The sequence below is a fragment of the Psychrobacter sp. H7-1 genome, from assembly GCF_904846585.1.
GTDB classification, from domain to species: Bacteria; Pseudomonadota; Gammaproteobacteria; order Pseudomonadales; family Moraxellaceae; genus Psychrobacter; species Psychrobacter raelei.
The window spans coordinates 1-17388 of the sequence record NZ_CAJHBH010000006.1; the positions used below are offsets into that span (position 1 = coordinate 1).

General features: G+C 44.0%; 13 protein-coding genes. 5 read left to right on the forward strand and 8 right to left on the reverse strand.

The window, feature by feature from the left end; genetic code table 11:
• Positions 1–122: 122 nt before the first annotated feature.
• Positions 123–914 carry a hypothetical protein gene (locus JMX92_RS03455; RefSeq protein ID WP_227675251.1) on the reverse strand — a complete coding sequence of 264 codons (792 nt, stop codon included), beginning with the start codon at positions 912–914 and terminating at the stop codon, positions 123–125.
• A 265-nt stretch (positions 915–1179) separates the two neighbouring features.
• A complete protein-coding gene (gene murJ / locus JMX92_RS03460) occupies positions 1180–2730 on the reverse strand; it encodes a murein biosynthesis integral membrane protein MurJ (protein ID WP_201543920.1) in 1551 nt (516 codons plus the stop codon).
• A gap of 236 nt (positions 2731–2966) precedes the next feature.
• On the opposite strand from murJ, the gene JMX92_RS03465 reads away from it, so the two are divergent.
• A complete protein-coding gene (locus JMX92_RS03465; protein WP_201543922.1) occupies positions 2967–3848 on the forward strand; it encodes an HpcH/HpaI aldolase/citrate lyase family protein in 882 nt (293 codons plus the stop codon).
• Between the two features lie 32 nt (positions 3849–3880).
• Here JMX92_RS03465 and ampD read toward each other — a convergent pair whose 3' ends face one another.
• Positions 3881–4501: a 1,6-anhydro-N-acetylmuramyl-L-alanine amidase AmpD gene (gene ampD / locus JMX92_RS03470; RefSeq protein ID WP_201543924.1), complete on the reverse strand. Its 621-nt coding sequence runs from the start codon at positions 4499–4501 to the stop codon at positions 3881–3883.
• A gap of 178 nt (positions 4502–4679) precedes the next feature.
• Between ampD and JMX92_RS03475 the strand changes: the two genes are divergently transcribed.
• Together JMX92_RS03475 and JMX92_RS03480 are read left to right on the forward strand one after the other, a co-directional pair.
• Entirely contained in the window at positions 4680–6692 is a 2013-nt protein-coding gene (locus JMX92_RS03475) for a DUF4105 domain-containing protein (protein WP_201543926.1), read from the forward strand.
• A 28-nt stretch (positions 6693–6720) separates the two neighbouring features.
• The gene (locus JMX92_RS03480) at positions 6721–8145 is read left to right on the forward strand and encodes an alpha/beta hydrolase (RefSeq protein ID WP_201543928.1); all 1425 of its coding nucleotides are present in this window, start codon (positions 6721–6723) and stop codon (positions 8143–8145) included.
• Between the two features lie 40 nt (positions 8146–8185).
• Here JMX92_RS03480 and JMX92_RS03485 read toward each other — a convergent pair whose 3' ends face one another.
• The 5 genes from JMX92_RS03485 to JMX92_RS03505 all read right to left on the reverse strand — a co-directional run bounded on the left by JMX92_RS03485 (position 8186) and on the right by JMX92_RS03505 (position 14493).
• Positions 8186–8965, reverse strand: a complete 780-nt coding sequence (locus JMX92_RS03485) for a hypothetical protein (RefSeq protein WP_201543930.1) — start codon at positions 8963–8965, stop codon at positions 8186–8188.
• A gap of 62 nt (positions 8966–9027) precedes the next feature.
• On the reverse strand, positions 9028–9819 hold the full coding sequence (locus JMX92_RS03490; RefSeq protein WP_201543932.1) for a hypothetical protein: 792 nt from the start codon (positions 9817–9819) through the stop codon (positions 9028–9030).
• A 111-nt stretch (positions 9820–9930) separates the two neighbouring features.
• Positions 9931–12846 (reverse strand): hypothetical protein, encoded by a 2916-nt coding sequence (locus JMX92_RS03495; protein WP_201543934.1) that lies wholly within the window; start codon positions 12844–12846, stop codon positions 9931–9933.
• Positions 12847–13010: 164 nt separating this feature from the next.
• Complete coding sequence (locus JMX92_RS03500; RefSeq protein WP_227675252.1) at positions 13011–13604, reverse strand: hypothetical protein; 594 nt, start codon at positions 13602–13604, stop codon at positions 13011–13013.
• A gap of 214 nt (positions 13605–13818) precedes the next feature.
• Complete coding sequence (locus JMX92_RS03505; RefSeq protein WP_201543936.1) at positions 13819–14493, reverse strand: hypothetical protein; 675 nt, start codon at positions 14491–14493, stop codon at positions 13819–13821.
• A 422-nt stretch (positions 14494–14915) separates the two neighbouring features.
• On the opposite strand from JMX92_RS03505, the gene JMX92_RS03510 reads away from it, so the two are divergent.
• Positions 14916–15806: an NAD-dependent epimerase/dehydratase family protein gene (locus JMX92_RS03510; RefSeq protein WP_201543939.1), complete on the forward strand. Its 891-nt coding sequence runs from the start codon at positions 14916–14918 to the stop codon at positions 15804–15806.
• A gap of 72 nt (positions 15807–15878) precedes the next feature.
• Positions 15879–17261, forward strand: a complete 1383-nt coding sequence (locus JMX92_RS03515) for a hypothetical protein (protein ID WP_201543941.1) — start codon at positions 15879–15881, stop codon at positions 17259–17261.
• Positions 17262–17388 lie beyond the last annotated feature (127 nt).

Genomic DNA, 17388 nt, shown 5'->3' on the forward strand with positions numbered 1-17388 from the left:
TGCTTGTTTGAGTATATTAACAATCTGAGTGTCGGTAAATCTTGATTTTTTCATGTCGAAATCTCCTGCTGGTATTTTAGCAGTTAGTTTCTACTTTTACGTGTTATTGTTTTTCGGGGTGATTACCATGGTGTGGTCCACCAGGTAATACGCCCTTGCACCAAAAATACGCATAAAGCGGCAAGACCGCCTGCAAAAAATGTAAAACTAAAAATATCGAGTTTTTCAAACACCTTGTCCGTCTTGCCCGGTGGCAGCTCTAGTAAATTAATTAACCCAAAGCAAAGTAGCGCCAGACCAAATTGAAATAAAAACAGGCTCTCAATATCACCTTCAACCGCCAGATACGGCGATACGATACGGGATAATGGCGTACCAAACTGAACCAGACCAAAGCCCAAAATCATACCGCTGATACGTTTGGCTGCTGGCATACCTTGTAGCGAATAAAAAATCGCCAGCACTGTCATCGCACTGGCAGCAATGCCACTAATCCCTCGAGCGATCAGTTCTAAGTAGTAAGGATCAAGTAAATTGCCAATATAGACGGTTAGCAAACCACTGCTTACCAGCCATTGTAAGCTTGTGGCCAGTAGTAAAAAAAACAGCGCAATTTTACTAAATAAAGACATCCCAAATTGCTGTCGTATCTTGTACAGCAATACGGTGATACAAGCATTGGTCATATTATAGCTAACAGAGATCCAGCCTCCCTCAACCGGGGTCAATCCCAATTCGCCTTGGATAGTATTTAGGTTAACGACCAATAAACCGTTTTGAAAGCCTGCGGTTAGACCGATAATAATGCCGATAAGCAAGTACAGCACTTTTCGCCGTGCAGGATGATCAGGGTTTGCAGGAGAGCCCACCATAAAGGGTTGTTCATGGGGCTTGAACTGATATTCAGTGCTCACAGGCACCTGATATAGGCTGGGAGTAACTCATAAAATAAGACCATAGGTGGCAGACCAAGTGTGACAGACTATTTTACCATAGGTGCGGGTGCCCATGACTAGTACTAATCATGGCCACGCTACCTTTAACCAACATACTAATGACAAAGTTTCTACCTAAAAGCGGCTTATCGTACAATCAGCTGTGTCCAAAAGTTTTATCAATGGCAACAAAAAGGCCAGCTCGATGGCTGACCTTGTCTACCTTTATTATATAAACGACCCGTTAGCCATGTTTTAATTGACGAGGGCGGAAGCCTGATGCCAGTAGCACCACACCATATACCAGCGCACCCACGGCACAGATTAGCAATAAAGCAAAGACGCGATGCCACTGTGAAGCATGAGTGGGGAAGTAGGGGAGCATTAAATACAGCGCAATCACCATCAATAAGCTAGATATGGCAAACTGAGCAAACAGCTTTTTCCACTGCGGGCCAAAGCGGTACAAGTTGCGCTTATGCAGAAGATAGTACAGTAGACCTGCGTTGACGAAAGAAGCGGCTGTGGTGGCCAATGCCAGACCGCCATGCAAAGGCAGTTTGAGCAGATAAAACAGACCCACGAAGATTAAGCTAAATATCATGTTAGCAATCACAGTGATAATACCAATTTTCACTGGAGTCTTGGTATCTTGACGGGCGAAGAAAGCGGGCGCAAAGATTTTAATGAGCATAAAGCCTAAGATGCCGCCAGACATACTTCGTAGCGCAAAGCCACTCATATTAGCATCGCGTAAAGAAAACTCACCACGCATAAATAGCGTCTGCATCAATACATCAGACAACACAAATAAGGCACAGGCTGCTGGCAGACCCACCACAATAATTAATCGAGCTGCCCAGTCTAAGGTCTTACGGAAGCTGACATCATCTTTTTTGGCTTCACTGGTAGACAGGCTTGGCAAAATAACGGTACCAATGGCGACCCCAATTAAACCCAAAGGCAATTCGGTCAAACGCTCAGCGCCATATAACCAAGAAACCGAACCGGTGATCATTAATGATGCCAAGATGGTGTTAAGCAGCAGGTTAATTTGAGTGACTGAAACACCAAAGATAGCTGGTAACATCAGTTTTAAGATGCGGCGCACCCCTTCGTGCTGAAAATCAATCTTGGGCGGCACAAGCAGTTTTTGCTGATACAACTGCGGCAATTGGATAAAAAACTGTAATAGACCTGCTATGGCAACGGCGTAACCTAAGGCCATAATCGGTTTATCAAACATAGGCGCAAAAATGAGAGCGGCCGCAATCATACTTAAGTTAAGCAGGACAGGGGCTACAGCAGGCGCAGCAAAACGTCCATAGCTTTGCAAAATACTACCGGCAAAGGCGGTCATAGAAATAAACAGCAAATAGGGGAAGGTTAAACGCAGTAGCTCGGTGGTGGTGTTAAACTTATTGGGGTCCTCAGCAAAACCTGGCGCAAATAAACTGACTACCCATGGCGCTGCCAACATAACCACTATCGTTAGCATAGATAAAATCATCAATAGCGCACCTGAGGTACGGCTGATTAAAATCTGTACTTCTTGTAGGGTACGGCGCTCTTTGTATTCAGATAAGACAGGAACAAAAGCTTGACTAAAGGCGCCTTCAGCGAAGAGACGGCGTAGAAAGTTTGGAATCTTGAATGCCACCAAAAAAGCATCCATCAGGCCACCAGCACCAAACACACTCATTAGGACCATGTCGCGCACAAGGCCTAGAATACGTGAGAGCATGGTCATGGAGCTGACAATCATTGTCGAGCGAAACAGTTTACTTTTTGCCATGTAATCTCAATACCTGTTTGTTTAAAATAGGTTTCATTGGGTTTCAAAATTATAAAAAACTGGCAGATTATAGCACTATCTCGATACGATAATTGTACTGGCTAATGAAATTGTGATGGAATCTGGGGGTGTGTCATACTTGGTAGTTTGTCTGTTTTGGCTCTGATCTGTAATCATTTTATTGTTAACTTTAATAAATATACCTATAAACCATGAAGGGTAAAAAAGGATAAAAAATGAGCGACTCTTATCGCATAACGCCAATCGCCAGCTCTGGTACAGGCAGCCGGCCAATCGTCAGTCCACGCAGTTGGTTATTCGTCCCCGCCACTTATCCAGAGCGATTTAATAAAGCATTAAACAGTGGGGCGGAAGCGGTCATTATTGATTTAGAAGATGCTGTGGCCTTGGACCAAAAGCGTCAGGCACGTGAGAATATAGCTGAGTTTTTTTCACAATTAGAGTCTGATAATGTGAGAGCCAGTGTTTGGCTGCGCCTTAATAATGATGAGCAATTGGCTGAGGATTTAGTGCTATGTAAGCAGCTGACCTCAAGTAAGTTGGTGTCCGGCGTGCTGCTGCCCAAGCTGACCTCAAGTGCGCCAGTCACTCAAGTATGGGAGCAAACGGGGTTAACTGTTGTGGGGCAGATTGAGTCAGCTCTAGGATTAAGTCAGTTAAACCAAATCACCCAAAGCAAGGGGCTTATGGCGCTAAGCTATGGCCGCCTTGATATTAGCAATGAGTTGTCATTACGCGCAGGCAGTCAAGCTGAGCAAGACTTTTTTCGCCAGCTGCGCGTCACTTTATTATTAGCCAGTAAAGCCAATGGATTACAAGCCCCGATCGAGAGTATTTATGCCGACTTTAAAGATGAGGCAGGCATGCAAATGGCGGCTGAATACGCTTCTGACTTAGGCTTCTCAGGTATGCTGTGTATCCACCCCAAGCAGGTGGCCTTAGTAAATACAGCCTTTACCCCCAGCCAAGCTCAGCTTGAGTTTGCCCAACAAGTAATCGACTATTATCAGCGCACTGGTGAGAGCATCTTTGCCATAGACGGGGTCATGGTAGATTTACCGGTGATTTTGCAGTGTCAAACACTGTTGTCTGCTTAGAGTCAGACACTGCATTATTTAACAACGCTGCATTACTTAGCCACCAAGGTGCTGACTAAGTCACGCAGCGTGTCCCACTCAAAATACTCTCCTGGATCCGTTTTACGCCCAGGGGCAATATCACTGTGGCCTGTTAAATGACGGCGTGTTTTGGGATAAGCCTTATAAATAGCGGCGATTACACTGGCCAAGGCGGTGTACTGCTCAGCGGTGAAAGCCTGAAAATCTGAGCCTTCAAGCTCAATACCTATGCTGTAATCGTTGCACTCAGGCCGGCCCAGATAGCTTGATCGCCCGGCATGCCAAGCTCTGTTTTCAAAGTTGACCAATTGAGTGATTTGGCCACTACGCTCGATAAATAAATGCGCTGAGACCTCCATGCCTTCAATGCTCTTAAAATAAGGATGTGCGTCCCAATCCAGAGTATTGGTAAATAATGCTTTGACATAATGTAGACCTTGCTTATTTGTTTGACCAAACTCATTAGGTGGCAAGCTAATATTATGGATAACGATGGCACTAATTTCGCAAGATTCAGGACGCTGATTGTAATTAGGTGAGGGCAGCCAGTCGGCTTGAGTTAAAAGACCTGATTCAATGCTTAGAGGTATAGGCTTGTGAGAGGCGCGGGCTTTAATAAAGGGTTTTTTCATAAGTAGTCATTTTATTATAAGTAAATAAGGGAGGCCAATGGCACTGTTTAAGCGGCACTAAGCAACATAATATATACCGCTATCAATGGCTTTAAATCAGCGGCATGGTATCATAAACCCATTAGGCGGCAATCGATTAAGCTGCTTTATTATACTTAAATTAATAATAGGGTGAATCATGTTATCAGACAAATCGGCTGTAGGTTCTTGGGCTCAAAGCACACCCTTATTAAGCCTAAAAAATAGTGTCACTCATGTGGCAGTGACCAGTATCTTGGTAAGCTTAAGCGCGTCCGCTTATGCCCAAGCTCAGCCGCAGCAGACTAAGCATAACAAGGACATCGCAAAGATGCCTATAACGCAGTCTGCTAAAATGACGGCAGAACAAGCCGGTAGCTTAGAGCAACAAAAGCAGATAGATCAATTGATTGCCACAGCAAAGCAAAAAAATCTGGCCACCCATCCCAGCTGGCTGCGACTGCATTATTTTGAACCAAATGGCCATACAAAAAGTGGCTCAGCACGCTATAAAAGCAAAATCACTAACCCAGAATTTTTTCTAAGCCCTGCAGGTCACACTGATCCGCAGGCTGAGTTAGAGGCCTTTATCACTGCCACAATCACTCAAGGTATAAAGGGCAATGACAGTGTGGCCTGTAGGTTTCCGGCACGTACTCATTGGCTCAAGACTCAGCTTGGCCTTGAAAACATTCAGCCCGACTGTCCCGACTTTGATAATTGGCTTCAAGCATTAGACCCACAGCGCTTATCTGTAGTATTCGCTGAAGAATATCCCAACCGTCCGGTATCCGCTTTTGGTCATACCTTGATGCTCATTGATTCTAAGGCCAGCTTGGCTGATCCCAAAGCCATTGATAAGGCGCATGCACTAAATGATACCGTGGCCGGCAATCCTGATGATTCATTTCTCGTCTATGCAGCCAAATCTGCCGCTGGTGGTTATCCTAATGACATTACTATTGAGCCCTACCCACAAAAGCTTGCTGAGTATCTAAAGACCGACAACCGTGACGTTTGGACCTATGAGCTTAAGCTAACAGATGCTGAGATTCAGCAAATTATGCGTCATGTTTATGAGACCAAAGACTTAGAACTGCCTTATTATTTTACTTTAGATAACTGCGCCTCAGAGATTCTACGCTATATTGATGTGGTACGCCCTGAAGGCAACTTATTAGATGAATTTAAGCTGGCAGTGGTGCCCTCTGATGTGGTTCGATTGCTTAAAAAGCAAGGCTTGATAACGGATCAAAGCTATTTTCCTGCAGACAAGACATTGGCACAGGCCAAACGCAATAACCCCCAGATAGAATTGCCCAAAAGCAGCATTGATGCGAATAATCGCCTAATCCCCACTCAATTAACCCCTGCTGATAATAACCCGCTAAATGGACATAAACTACAGCGCGTGATGATCGGTGCAGGTGCGCAAGATGACACAGGCTATCTAAGCTTGGCCTATCGCGGCGGATTTAATGACTTATTGGATCGGCCCAGTGGCTATCCACAAAATTTTCATTTAGAAGCAGGTTCTATTGCGCTTAGAGTGTATCAAGACCAAGAGCCACACAAAGGCGATCATAACCGAGTGGAGTTGCAAGAGCTGGCCATTTTGCGTGGCCGCTCATTTAACCCGATCAATACCGCCCGCAGCGGCGACTCTAAGTTGTCAAGCTGGGGAGTTAACTTGCAAGCCACGCAAGTAAAAGATGGCTCTCAAGCCAAATTAGCGACTCATGACGATCCCGACGCCAGCCATCTGGTGGGCAGCTTTGCTTACGAAAAAGGGATATCTGCCGCCTTTGGGACACCAACAGCGGGCTCAGGTAAGCTACCGCCGCAACTGTGCTATGCCTTTGGCTCCGGCTTAGCACAAGTGGGTAAAGGCTTAAGTCATGGCTACCGAGTGGGAGCAGGCGTGAATTTGGGCTGCCGCTATCAGCTCAATAGCAAGGCTAGGGTGGTGGGGGAGCTACAAATGCCATATTGGTATCACGGCGACTTAGATTCAGACAATCGTAGAAGTCATTATTGGCAGCCAATAGTTAGCTTAGGGGCACAGTATGATTTGGCGAAGAACCAAGCGATTCGCCTGCAAGGCAGTTATCAGTTGCAAGATGATATTGAGGGCAGAGACGATATACAACTGGCGTATATCAAGCATTTTTAACACTTAAATACTGAGCATAGCAGTATGGATGTCACTTTATGGAAGCGGCCTAATTATCAATCCTACCTCACCCTCGAGTGCCATGCCGATATCGCATCAGTCATCGGCTTTGACCACAAACTATCCGTTACAGGCAGATAATGATCAATTAAATGAGCGGGCATGGCAAGACCTTGAGCTGTCTTTGCGTGATTTTGTGGCCGGTATCAGTCAACTTGCGGTGATGGGCGTGATTGAAACGACAGGTATTGCTGAAGCCATACACCGCGAAATCGTTTTGCGGCCATTAGGGCTATTGAATCACCGCTATGGCGACTTGTGGTATAAGGGCATTAGTGGGCGGGTGTATCAGGTGGTGAAGGGCATCACTTCAATCGTTGGTCACAGTTTGGCAATGGGTCTAAAGCAATACAGCCAGTTAATGCACCATACCAAGCCTCATCCTCTGCCAAACACACTTAGTATGGTGGTGAATGTCATCAACGGAGTCATGGGCGATCATCTTGTTAGCAACAATAATCCGCTTGCTCTGCCGATGACCTTGTATGGTGTGGATAGCCATCACAAATATACCAAGCCAATACTCTCTAAGCGAACTGGTTCTGATGAAAGTCTCTCTAAACTCGGCAATACTACTCAAACCGTGTACACAAATCAGCGAATCAAAGGCCGTGTGGTTATTATCTTGCACGGCTTGTGTATGGGCTACATAAACTGGCAACCTGATGATGACGCGTCACTGGGGCGGCGAGTGATAAAGAACCTGCCTGCATCCACGGTATTGTACTTGAACTACAATACCGGTCAGCGCATATCGACAAATGGTCGTCAGTTCTCTCAACTGCTAGAAATGCTGATAACGCAATACCCTGATATCACTCAAATAGATCTAATCGGCCACAGCATGGGTGGTTTGGTATCGCGTAGCGCGCTGTATTATGGCAGTGAGCAACAGCACAACTGGGTGAACAAAGTACAAAAGTTAATCACACTCGGTTCGCCACATCATGGCGCCCTGCTTGAGCGCATTGGTGATGTGGTGCAGCAGAGTATTGGCAAGCTGCCCTTTGCTGGCTCGTTGGCCAAGCTTGGCGATATACGCAGCATGGGTATCATTGACTTACGCCATGGCAGCGTGCGTGATGAAGACTGGGAATCGCTGCAAACTCGCAGTGTGTTGCCGGACAGCGAGCGTCATGTAACCCCTCTACCACAGCATATCAAGGCTTACTTTTTGGCAGGCAGCTTGAGTGAGGAGGGGCAGGCTTCGAAAGTGAGTGATCTGCTGGGTGATGGGCTGGTAAATATCAACTCAGCCCTTGGTGAACATACCACCGAGTACACCTTAGCTGTTCCAAAAGAGCGCAAAGCGGTCTTTTATGGCGTGGGCCATATGTCACTAATGTTTGATAAGCAGGTACTGGATAAGACGGTGGAGTGGTTGGTTAAGTAATCAAAGTAGTCGATCAATTTAATTAAGTTAGTGAAGCGGATTATTGGGTTTGTACACCAACATTGACTGTATAATTTCCTGACCTTGTCAGGGCGCTATCAGGCTTTAATATAATTTGAGCACCTACCCCGAGCCAACACATCACGTTATTAGAATTTGGATCTGAGAAGTATTGTCCAGTCTTATTATTAACATGCATAAAACTGATGTCAGCTTTGATAGTACCTCCGTTTGGGTTAGTTAAGATAGCATTATTGATTTTCGCGATACTATCAGGTGAGCTATTATCAGTGACAGCAGATTGGACTATACCTATGGTTTTGAAAATATTGGCATTGCTTCTTAGGTAGGTCTTTATCGTTGTAATTTGAGTTGTACATAGACTCAATGATGTCACTTGGCTATAAAAGTTAAATAAGCTAGGTGAGCTATATTGGCCATTAGAGTTTGGGAATGCTGCTGTTAGCTGATTTAAATTTAAATCATTTAGCGTAAATCCAGATAAGCTGACACTATTTGATAGTGGGAAAGTCTGAATGGTATTGCCTTTTTTAATCACTTGGGAGCCGCCTGTGACCAGTTGTTCTTGTGTGGGCGCGAATATAAAGCTTGCAGGTGTAAAGTTATCCGTTTGCTTGCAAAAATAAATAGCACCTGGGTTAGTATTGGTGCTATTAACTTTTAATAAGCCTGCTTCGGTTGTTTTATAAATAGTAGGACAAGGTGCGGCCAAAGCTTGCTGGGCGGCTAAACTGCCAAAAAATAGTAAGCTAGCTTTTAGCAGAGAGTTGGGCTTGTGATTGGTTTTATGTATATTCATAATTGTCTCATAAACCACTGAGCCATATTTTTGCTAAAAGCATCATTAAGTCAGGTGGCTTGTTATTGGGTATTAACGGCAAGGGTCAAGTCGTAATTGCCAGTGTTGCTCAGATTCATATTTTTTAAATTAATACGTGCGCCCACACCAAGCCAACAATAGGCAGGTAGTAAAAAACCAGTAGAAAATGAAGCATCTGTGACATTTGTGTTTGCATGATATAAGGTGATATCAGCTATAATTTTTTGTGTAGGATTGCTTTTGTTAATCAGCTGAGCATCTTTGAATGTCACGATATCTTGTGCAGGTGTGTCTACTCTTTGAGGTAGGGTAGTCTGGCCGACTAAAGTGAATATATTAGGATTATCTCTTAGATACTTTTTCATCAACTCAAATTGATTGCCTCCGCGAGGCGCTGATGAGCAGTTACTACCATAAGCAATTTTAGTATAAAAATTAAACAAGCTTGGAGAGTTTTGATAGCCACCAGAGCTGGGAAAAAAAGCAGTTAAATTGCTAGAGCTTAAGTTTATATTTAAATTACTGGGTGTAAAACCCTGTAATTGAATGCTTCGTGTAAGTGGGGATATCTGCGTGGTATTACCCATACTAATGGCTTGACTGCCTCCAGCCACTAAGCTCTCAGAGCTGGGCTTAAAGGTAAGCGTCGCAGGTGCAAACTCTTGCTTACAAAAAAACACCAATTCTCCATAGGTTCCAGGGATAGGCGCCCTACCTATATTGTTTGCAGGATCACTTGTGATATTAGGACAAGCAAAAGCTTGCAGAGATATGCCGAAGGTCATTAATAACGTAATTATGTATTGTTTCTTATATCGGTTAATACGCTTCATAATATAAATTCTCATAGACCCCTCATCTAAAACTTATAACCTAGCGAAGATACGCTCTAAGCTTGTTTGGGTTACAAAACAAATGATAAATCAAGGCTCTTGAGAGCCCAGTCAGTTCTCAGGCGGCAGCACAATCTGCATCACAAAGTCATTATCAATCACGACTTTCTGCTCTTGATAGCCTGGTGACTTTAAGATGTATGTCGCAGCGGGTAGCCCAAATACTTGGAAGTAACCAAAATTGCCAGAGACAATCGATTGGACCAATTGATTGCCTTGATAAATACCTATTTCGATGCCTTGTTTGGCATCAGCGACTTTTCCTGATATGCCATATGTCTTTTGCAGACCCATGGGCACAGAGGTTGGTGCATAATTAATAACACGGATACGCGGGGTTGGCAGCTTACTGGTGCTGTATTCAAGTGGTAGATCCTTGGCATCCATATTCAGTGTGTATTCACCGGCTTTAATATTGCTAATGAGATATTGACTGCTGGTATCACTAGAGCCCAGTAGGCTAGATTGCACCTTTTGATTGTCTAAAGTGAATTGCATTGACTCGCTGTCTAGCTTTGGCTCTGCGGGATGAGCAATATCAATAATCACACTGCCTAGACTTTGGCGAGGGTAGTTACCCAATTTTAAGTTTTGTTTGGGGGCTTTGAACATATCAAAAGACAGTCTGGCGTACAGATAGTTGTTTTGTGTCCAAGCGGGCAGTGACTTATCGCGTATCAATACATCGTCAATAATTAAACCATCTAAACGCTCTGTCGAGATAGAGTCGACGTATTTATGCTTATATCCAATACTAACGTTGACGCTATTTTGATGCGTCAACTGCCAGTCAGCCTGCCAACCGATTTGATTGTCATATAGGCTATAACCTAAGCTAAGCAGGTTGCTAACCGTGCTTAGCGGGCTACCTCCACCCAATCCGATACCGTCAAAACGGTGATTGATATCACCTTGATAAAGAAGGTTACTATGGCCATGGCGGTAACTAATAGATTGTCCTAAGCTGGTTTGGTCATTGAATTGGTGTCTTAGTGACAACGTATCACTGTCATTGTCACCAGAGAGTCCAACTGTATTTTGACCCACTCTATTATCATAACCTTGCCTGTTAATATCCTGCCAAGACAAGCGATAGTTATAGCGATCGCCTCGAGTATCCCAGTTCAGTCCACCATTTAAAGCATTGCTAAACTGATGATTGATACCGGCATAGGCGTAGTAGCTCTCTGAATCTAAATTATTGGCAATGTCTTCGTAATATTGATTTAGAGTGATGTTGGTTCTGTTGGTTGGCTGATAGTTCAAAAATAACTGATGGCGCTCGTCACGTTGCGACCCTGCCGCTGCCGAACTGGTATTATCGTATTCTCTGAGGTTGTATTGATAATTGGCCCAAAGCTTTTCAAGATGATATTGCAATTGCGCCTGCCACAATTCTTGGTTTGGCGTATTTGCATAGCTTAGGTCAATGTTACTGCGTGTGGATGGGCTATAGTTCAGCCCAGTATGCCAAGATACGGAGTCATCATTGTCACTGCTATTGTTTTGCAGGTTGGTATTCACACCACCGCGCACTGCCATACGGTTGTTTAAGCCATATTCTGCATAGACATGTGCTGCTGTTTCATGGTTGTCGTTTGAGTCACTATTAAACGCATTGCCCGCACGGCCAATACCTGCTTCAATAAGTAGCTCATTGGTAGCAGCATTGGTGCGGCGTTTGCCCAAAAATATGGGTCGAACCTCTAATGGCTGGCGAGCCAAAGGGTAGGCAAATATGGCAATTTCGACCAAGGTATCAGTCAGGTTGAGCTGACTGACATCGAGGTTTAAAAACTCATAGCGTCCATCAAGACCAATTTGCACGCGTGCGACAGCGCGTCCATCGATGCGTAGCTCAGCAACACCGCCAGGTTCTCCAGTACCAATAATATGCTGATAATCTTGACTGGTGTTTTGCAATAAGCTGCTGCTGTTGTCATCAAAATAAGAAAGGTGTCGGCCAATATCACGATTACTATAGGCGATTAGGGCACCAGTAAACTCTGAGCCTGAGGTTTGAGCGCCCTGGCCTAATGAGTTGGGCTGGTTGATGCCCAGTCGAGTTGCTACTTTTTCGCCAGATTTTGCCCAATATAGGTTATCAATTTCCCAGTCTGATGGCAGGGTGCTAAAACCATCGACAGCGGTATCTCTAAATTTGTCGTTGTTGATGTTTTCTGAATGACTATCTACACCGACCGCTTTGGCGCCCCAAACCCCACCCAAACCATAACCAAAAGCACCAACATTGGCATAGATGTTGCGGTTGGTTGATTGGGGCTGATTGGGTGCGGTGCGGGTTTCTGAAACGTTTAATGAGCTATCAAAAGACAGGCCAAGCAGACCGGCTTTACTAGGATAGTAGTCGATGGGCAGCTTTTCAGTGTTGTCTTTATTATTAGCAGCAGCGCCGTTGTTGATGCTTTCTGGTCGCCAGCCCATATTTAGGTTGATGGCCAGATTTGCCTGATTATAGTCAGCGGTGATACCAAGTTTTTTGAGGCTGCTGAGTGCCAAATACTCTTTATTGTCTTTTTTGATGATGTCACTTTCGGTAAGTTTCGCATCACCAATGGGGGTTTTTGCCAAATAGAGCGTGTTGGCTTTTGCGATTTGGTCGGTTTGATTATTCTGCGCAGAGGGCTCAAAGGTGACACCCGTCAAACGAATCAAATCATCTTTAGATAGAAAATAATAGGTATTTGCTTGAAGTGGACCAGTAGTTGTATTGTTTGCCGGAAGCTCATTAACGCGGGCATCATACAACATATCAACAGCGTCAACTTCTTGGCCGTTGATAAAAACACCAACCAAGCTGGGTTTGAGCTGTTCTGAGGCGGTGTTTGCATTGCTTGTGTTGCCGCTATTTGAAAGTGTTGCAGCAAAAGAAGTTAAGCCGAGGCTACCTACTGAGGAAATAGCTGCCAGAATCATCAAGCGTAAAGTGGTTTGTTTGGTCATCATATCTGGCAAATACTGCTCAAAAACATCTAAAAAGCTAGCCTAAACATGAATCAATCATCGTTATAGATGCTAGTCGAATGGTATCAACGGGTTTTGAAAGTGAATACTACTGTCATTAACTCGTTAATTCATGAACAAATGGCAGTGCTTATTCAATATTAATTTTATTCAACATTAATAAAGACAGGTAAGCCATAGCGTGATCCAATCTCTAACGTAACGCCTTTGCCGTCTGCATCATAAGTTAATGATTTATCAACCTGCTGCTCAATAGACAGCATCGCAGCATGTTTGCCGGCTGGAAACTCTAGTGGCAAACGCATGGCCATACGTACCGTCTGATAGCCACCTGGTGCAATGGTGAACTCGGTTGGGTTAATTAGTGTCCAAGGCTTTAACGTTGTTTCACTCGGTTCGACAGGCTTGCCTGAGGCATCCATATCAACAAGGTTCAAACGAATTTTTTTTGGCTTGGTGCCATAGTTATAAAGCGTCAAAGACTGATTAAGTCTTGAGGTGTTTTTGTTTGTTTTCAGCGACACGGTTTCATCAATGCGTGAAGGTGTGATGCCTAATTGGGCAGGCGGCAACTCTTTTTGTTTATCCTGATTAACCACCATTTGGGTTCTACCGCTGTCATCCTTTGAAGTATGGATAATCAGCTCAGCCTGTGCAGAGGGCATCAATAATAATGTACTAGCGGCAAGTGTGAGTAGAGACAGAGTGGTAGTGGTAAGGCGCGGTGAAAGGATAGACATGGCAGACCTTTGAATAAAATAGATATTGATTAGACTCACTGTGTTTCAAGTATATTTAAAGCATTTTGAAGTAACAACTACGTCAAGTCATTGATGGACTTCAGATTGTCGTTTATTTAAAAGCATTACGTCATATATAGACTAGCAATTAGTCAAAAAAATACCAGCATGAGCTGGTATTTTTAACGATTGCTCTATAGATAATATAGCTGAATTACTGAGCATTACCCGTTAGCGTTAATAAGAAAGTATCCGTATCTTCATCTGTATCTGCCGCTTTACCTGCAACACCGCGAGTGTTGTATTCGCCAGCGTAGTCGGCATTGGTTAAGTCTAAATTAAACTTAATATCACCCATGACTGGTGCCCAGCCGCTAGCGATGGTCATAGACGGTGAGCCTGAGTCGTTGACGCCATTGCCTGTTGATGCTAATACGGCATCTTTGGTGGTAATGGTGGCCGCATTATTCATAGCATTTTTTAAAGTCGCATTCGGGTTGGTTAAGGTTAACGTTACCGGTGCGGTTGACAAGCTACGTACTGCCCAAGAGTTCTGCAGTGTCACCTTTACAACACCTGAATCAAAGTTTGTGATTGGAGATGTAGTGTTGACATCACTGCCTTGAAAGGTCAAATTCGTATCTTGTAGCGTTGCTGATAAATTGCGTGTGGTCGCATCGCTAATCTCACGATCATCGCTGTCGTTCTCTGGTGTAGTTACGACATCATCTGTTAAGGTTAAATGTGCATCATCCCAGTGATACAAAACCAAGATTTCTGGCAAGGTAACACGGAAATCAGTTGAACCACTGATTGAATTAGCTGCTGAAGCAACAGAAGCGATTGATAAAGCAGCAGTAGCCAGTGCAATTTTAGAAAAAAGTTTCATATATATAGTTCCCTGGGGTTAAGCCAGTTTAAATGTTTGGGGACCAGTGATACTTAGTATGATTAATTGGAATCGATAGCGCAGGATGATTTTACTGAATCAAGCAAGAGTGTTACTGGTAGTCTGGAGGTTTAAAAGGTAAGCTATGTGGAGGATATGAGGTATTAGAGGGTTATATGATGCTCTATTAATCTATCTCTACATGTAATACCATCGATTATATTATGATTATGGCTTTTAGATTTAATCAATGAATGTTTAGATGATTCGAATAATATTTTTGTAACTTAAATTAAAAGCACTATAAAAATTATTAAAAAAATAACATTAAAAGACTTAGCAGAATTAAAAGCTTAATCAAACAGTTATGATAATTGTTATAGACAACAAAAAATAGTTAAAAATAAAATAAGGAAGCGAGAATGGAGAGTTTAGCAAACACAGATTTAGCCAGTTCACAGACATCGAAATATCTCATTATAGGGCAGGGTGATATTGGTTTGGCAGTGACTAATGTGCTGGCTCAGCAGCAGCTTAAGGTTACGGGGTTGGCCAGAGGAGAGCGTCAGTCTTATGATTTGAATGAACAGGCGGACTACCTGCAAGCTGATGCGCTAACGCTAACGGCAGAGCAGCTTTATCAGTTTACCCATATTGCAATCATAGTGACCCCAGATGGCTATGAGACAAAAAACTATAAACATACTTATTTAGGTGTCGCCCAGCATGTTGCAAATTTAGCTGATCAACTGCCAAAGCTTCAAAGGGTAGTGTTTATCTCATCCACCGGAGTGTATGGACAGGAGAAGGGTGAGTGGATAGATGACACCGTTGTCCCAGTAGCCCCCAAAAGAGAAGCCTCAAAATACATCTTGCAAGCTGAGCAGGCACTGCAGCAAGTATTTGCTAAGCGCGCGGTAATCATTCGTCCTAGTGGCATTTATGGTGAACAGCGCCTCATGCGTCTGCGTCAGGCAAAAGAGGCCGATAAAGCGCCAATGCCAGTGTCCGCTTGGACCAATCGTATTATGGATACAGACTTGGTGACCATTATTGTTAAAGTGCTCACTTTATCTGCATCTGAGCCTATAGCGCCTATGTACTTGGCAACAGACTATGCACCGGTGACCTCTTATGAGTTGATGGTTTGGCTGTGCAATAAACTTGGTACGCCGCCGCCTGCAGTCTTAAGTGAGACAGATAAAGCGCAGGTAAGCGGCAAGCGCTTGCACAGTAACATTCCGCGCGATTGGCTGCAATATCCAGATTGGAAAAGCGGGTATATGCATATTCTACAAGCTATTGAGGCATAAAGCGTTATAATAGTTATAATATATTACACGCTTTAAAAGAGCGTTTTTACGTTAAGCTTATCAGGAGGGCGTATGTCATCAATGGGAAACTCACAAGACGATGCGCAACAAGGCTCATCAGCAAGTAATAAGCCTAACTTAAATAGTAGTCGCAGTAATAGCCAAGACAGTCAGCCTCACCCTTTTATTCAAATATCGCGCTTGAGTGACAAGTTGCATCAGCCTTTTCAACAGGATAGGCATTTACGCGACTCTAATACCAATCATGTCCGCTCAGATGAGATGCAGGTATCTAACGCCCATACCTCTCATACTGGCACTCAAGCACACTCAGAGTCCTCTGCTCTCGATTGCACCGACTTATCAGAGTCGTTGTCTGATTGTGAGTCTAAGACAGATACAGAGGTAGAGGCATATAATCAGATGGCGCACACCTTGCAGCAGCGTCAAATTAAGCACGCAGGAATCAGACATCCTAGCTTTAATGGCGATGCTATAGGATTAGATCCAGACCGCCCTTTGAGCGATATACCACATCCTGCCCCACGTTATCAGCAGGCGCTACATCAATTGGTAGAGCGCACTCAGATACCGCATCAATTATCAGAGTCTCAAAGAGAGGGTTCAAATGCTTCGATGTGGGCGCTCATTGCTTCACCTGAGTTGGCTTCACATTTAGAGTTGCTGCAGTTGGGCGGTTTGATTAATTTGCCGGCTCATTTCTTCGAGCCTGTATTTGATACTGTCAGTGGCTCTGAGCAATCTGATCACTTAAAATCGGCCAATGTATCAGACACACAGCTGTTAGCGCCTTTAACTCAGATGAGCTTATTAGATATGGCCGATATCTACCAAGCGTGTCAACAGTATCCAGGCTTAACACGTTATGGGTTTAGGCGCTCACATTGTAATGACGATCAGAATTGGGCAGGGCAGGCTGATAAGCAAAACCACGGTGTCTGCTCATCAAAACTGTCTGCCTTGATGCCTGAGATGATTAATGATTTATTTGCCCCAAGCTGGGAGGTTATCTTATATCCTGAGCGCTTTGATAATGGGGTTGACAGCTTAACCACAGATATTTTGGCTTGCAGTGTCGCTGTGCACATTCTTAAGCAGTGCCGTCCTCAAGCGCATATTAATGAGTACCTAACTGCCAAACAAATCTGTCAGCACATGCGCAGTTATGTGCTTAGTCAATGTAATCTACACCCACAGTTTGCACAGCAGTACCGTCAAATTCGCTTGTTTGAAGGTCATGTGGTGGTGGCCGCCAGTTACCTATCTTTGCAGGTACAGCACGCCAAACAGCACAGCAAAACCGCGATCACCAATCAAAAGGGTGAGACCAGTCATAACTTAGGCCAGCCCATTTATCTTAACCTGTGCAGCGATTGTGTCCTGTTTACTAGATACCCTAATATCAGTAACTATTACATTAATGGCTGGTCATAGCCCTGACATTAAAAGGCGATTAAAGCTATAATACGCCGCTAATTGGCTTTATATATGACAGATTTTTGGCCTATCTTTTACCAAGCTTTGGCCTAACTTTAGCCTAAGTTTGGTTGGTGGCTTGATA

Excerpts from the sequence above, each read along its gene's own strand:
- murJ (WP_201543920.1), bottom strand. The coding sequence starts at position 2,730 with ATGGCAAAAAGTAAACTGTTTCGCTCGACAATGATTGTCAGCTCCATG.
- JMX92_RS03465 (WP_201543922.1), top strand. The coding sequence starts at position 2,967 with ATGAGCGACTCTTATCGCATAACGCCAATCGCCAGCTCTGGTACAGGC.
- ampD (WP_201543924.1), bottom strand. The coding sequence starts at position 4,501 with ATGAAAAAACCCTTTATTAAAGCCCGCGCCTCTCACAAGCCTATACCT.
- JMX92_RS03475 (WP_201543926.1), top strand. The coding sequence starts at position 4,680 with ATGTTATCAGACAAATCGGCTGTAGGTTCTTGGGCTCAAAGCACACCC.
- JMX92_RS03480 (WP_201543928.1), top strand. The coding sequence starts at position 6,721 with ATGTCACTTTATGGAAGCGGCCTAATTATCAATCCTACCTCACCCTCG.
- JMX92_RS03485 (WP_201543930.1), bottom strand. The coding sequence starts at position 8,965 with ATGAATATACATAAAACCAATCACAAGCCCAACTCTCTGCTAAAAGCT.
- JMX92_RS03490 (WP_201543932.1), bottom strand. The coding sequence starts at position 9,819 with ATGAAGCGTATTAACCGATATAAGAAACAATACATAATTACGTTATTA.
- JMX92_RS03495 (WP_201543934.1), bottom strand. The coding sequence starts at position 12,846 with ATGATGACCAAACAAACCACTTTACGCTTGATGATTCTGGCAGCTATT.
- JMX92_RS03500 (WP_227675252.1), bottom strand. The coding sequence starts at position 13,604 with ATGTCTATCCTTTCACCGCGCCTTACCACTACCACTCTGTCTCTACTC.
- JMX92_RS03505 (WP_201543936.1), bottom strand. The coding sequence starts at position 14,493 with ATGAAACTTTTTTCTAAAATTGCACTGGCTACTGCTGCTTTATCAATC.
- JMX92_RS03510 (WP_201543939.1), top strand. The coding sequence starts at position 14,916 with ATGGAGAGTTTAGCAAACACAGATTTAGCCAGTTCACAGACATCGAAA.
- JMX92_RS03515 (WP_201543941.1), top strand. The coding sequence starts at position 15,879 with ATGTCATCAATGGGAAACTCACAAGACGATGCGCAACAAGGCTCATCA.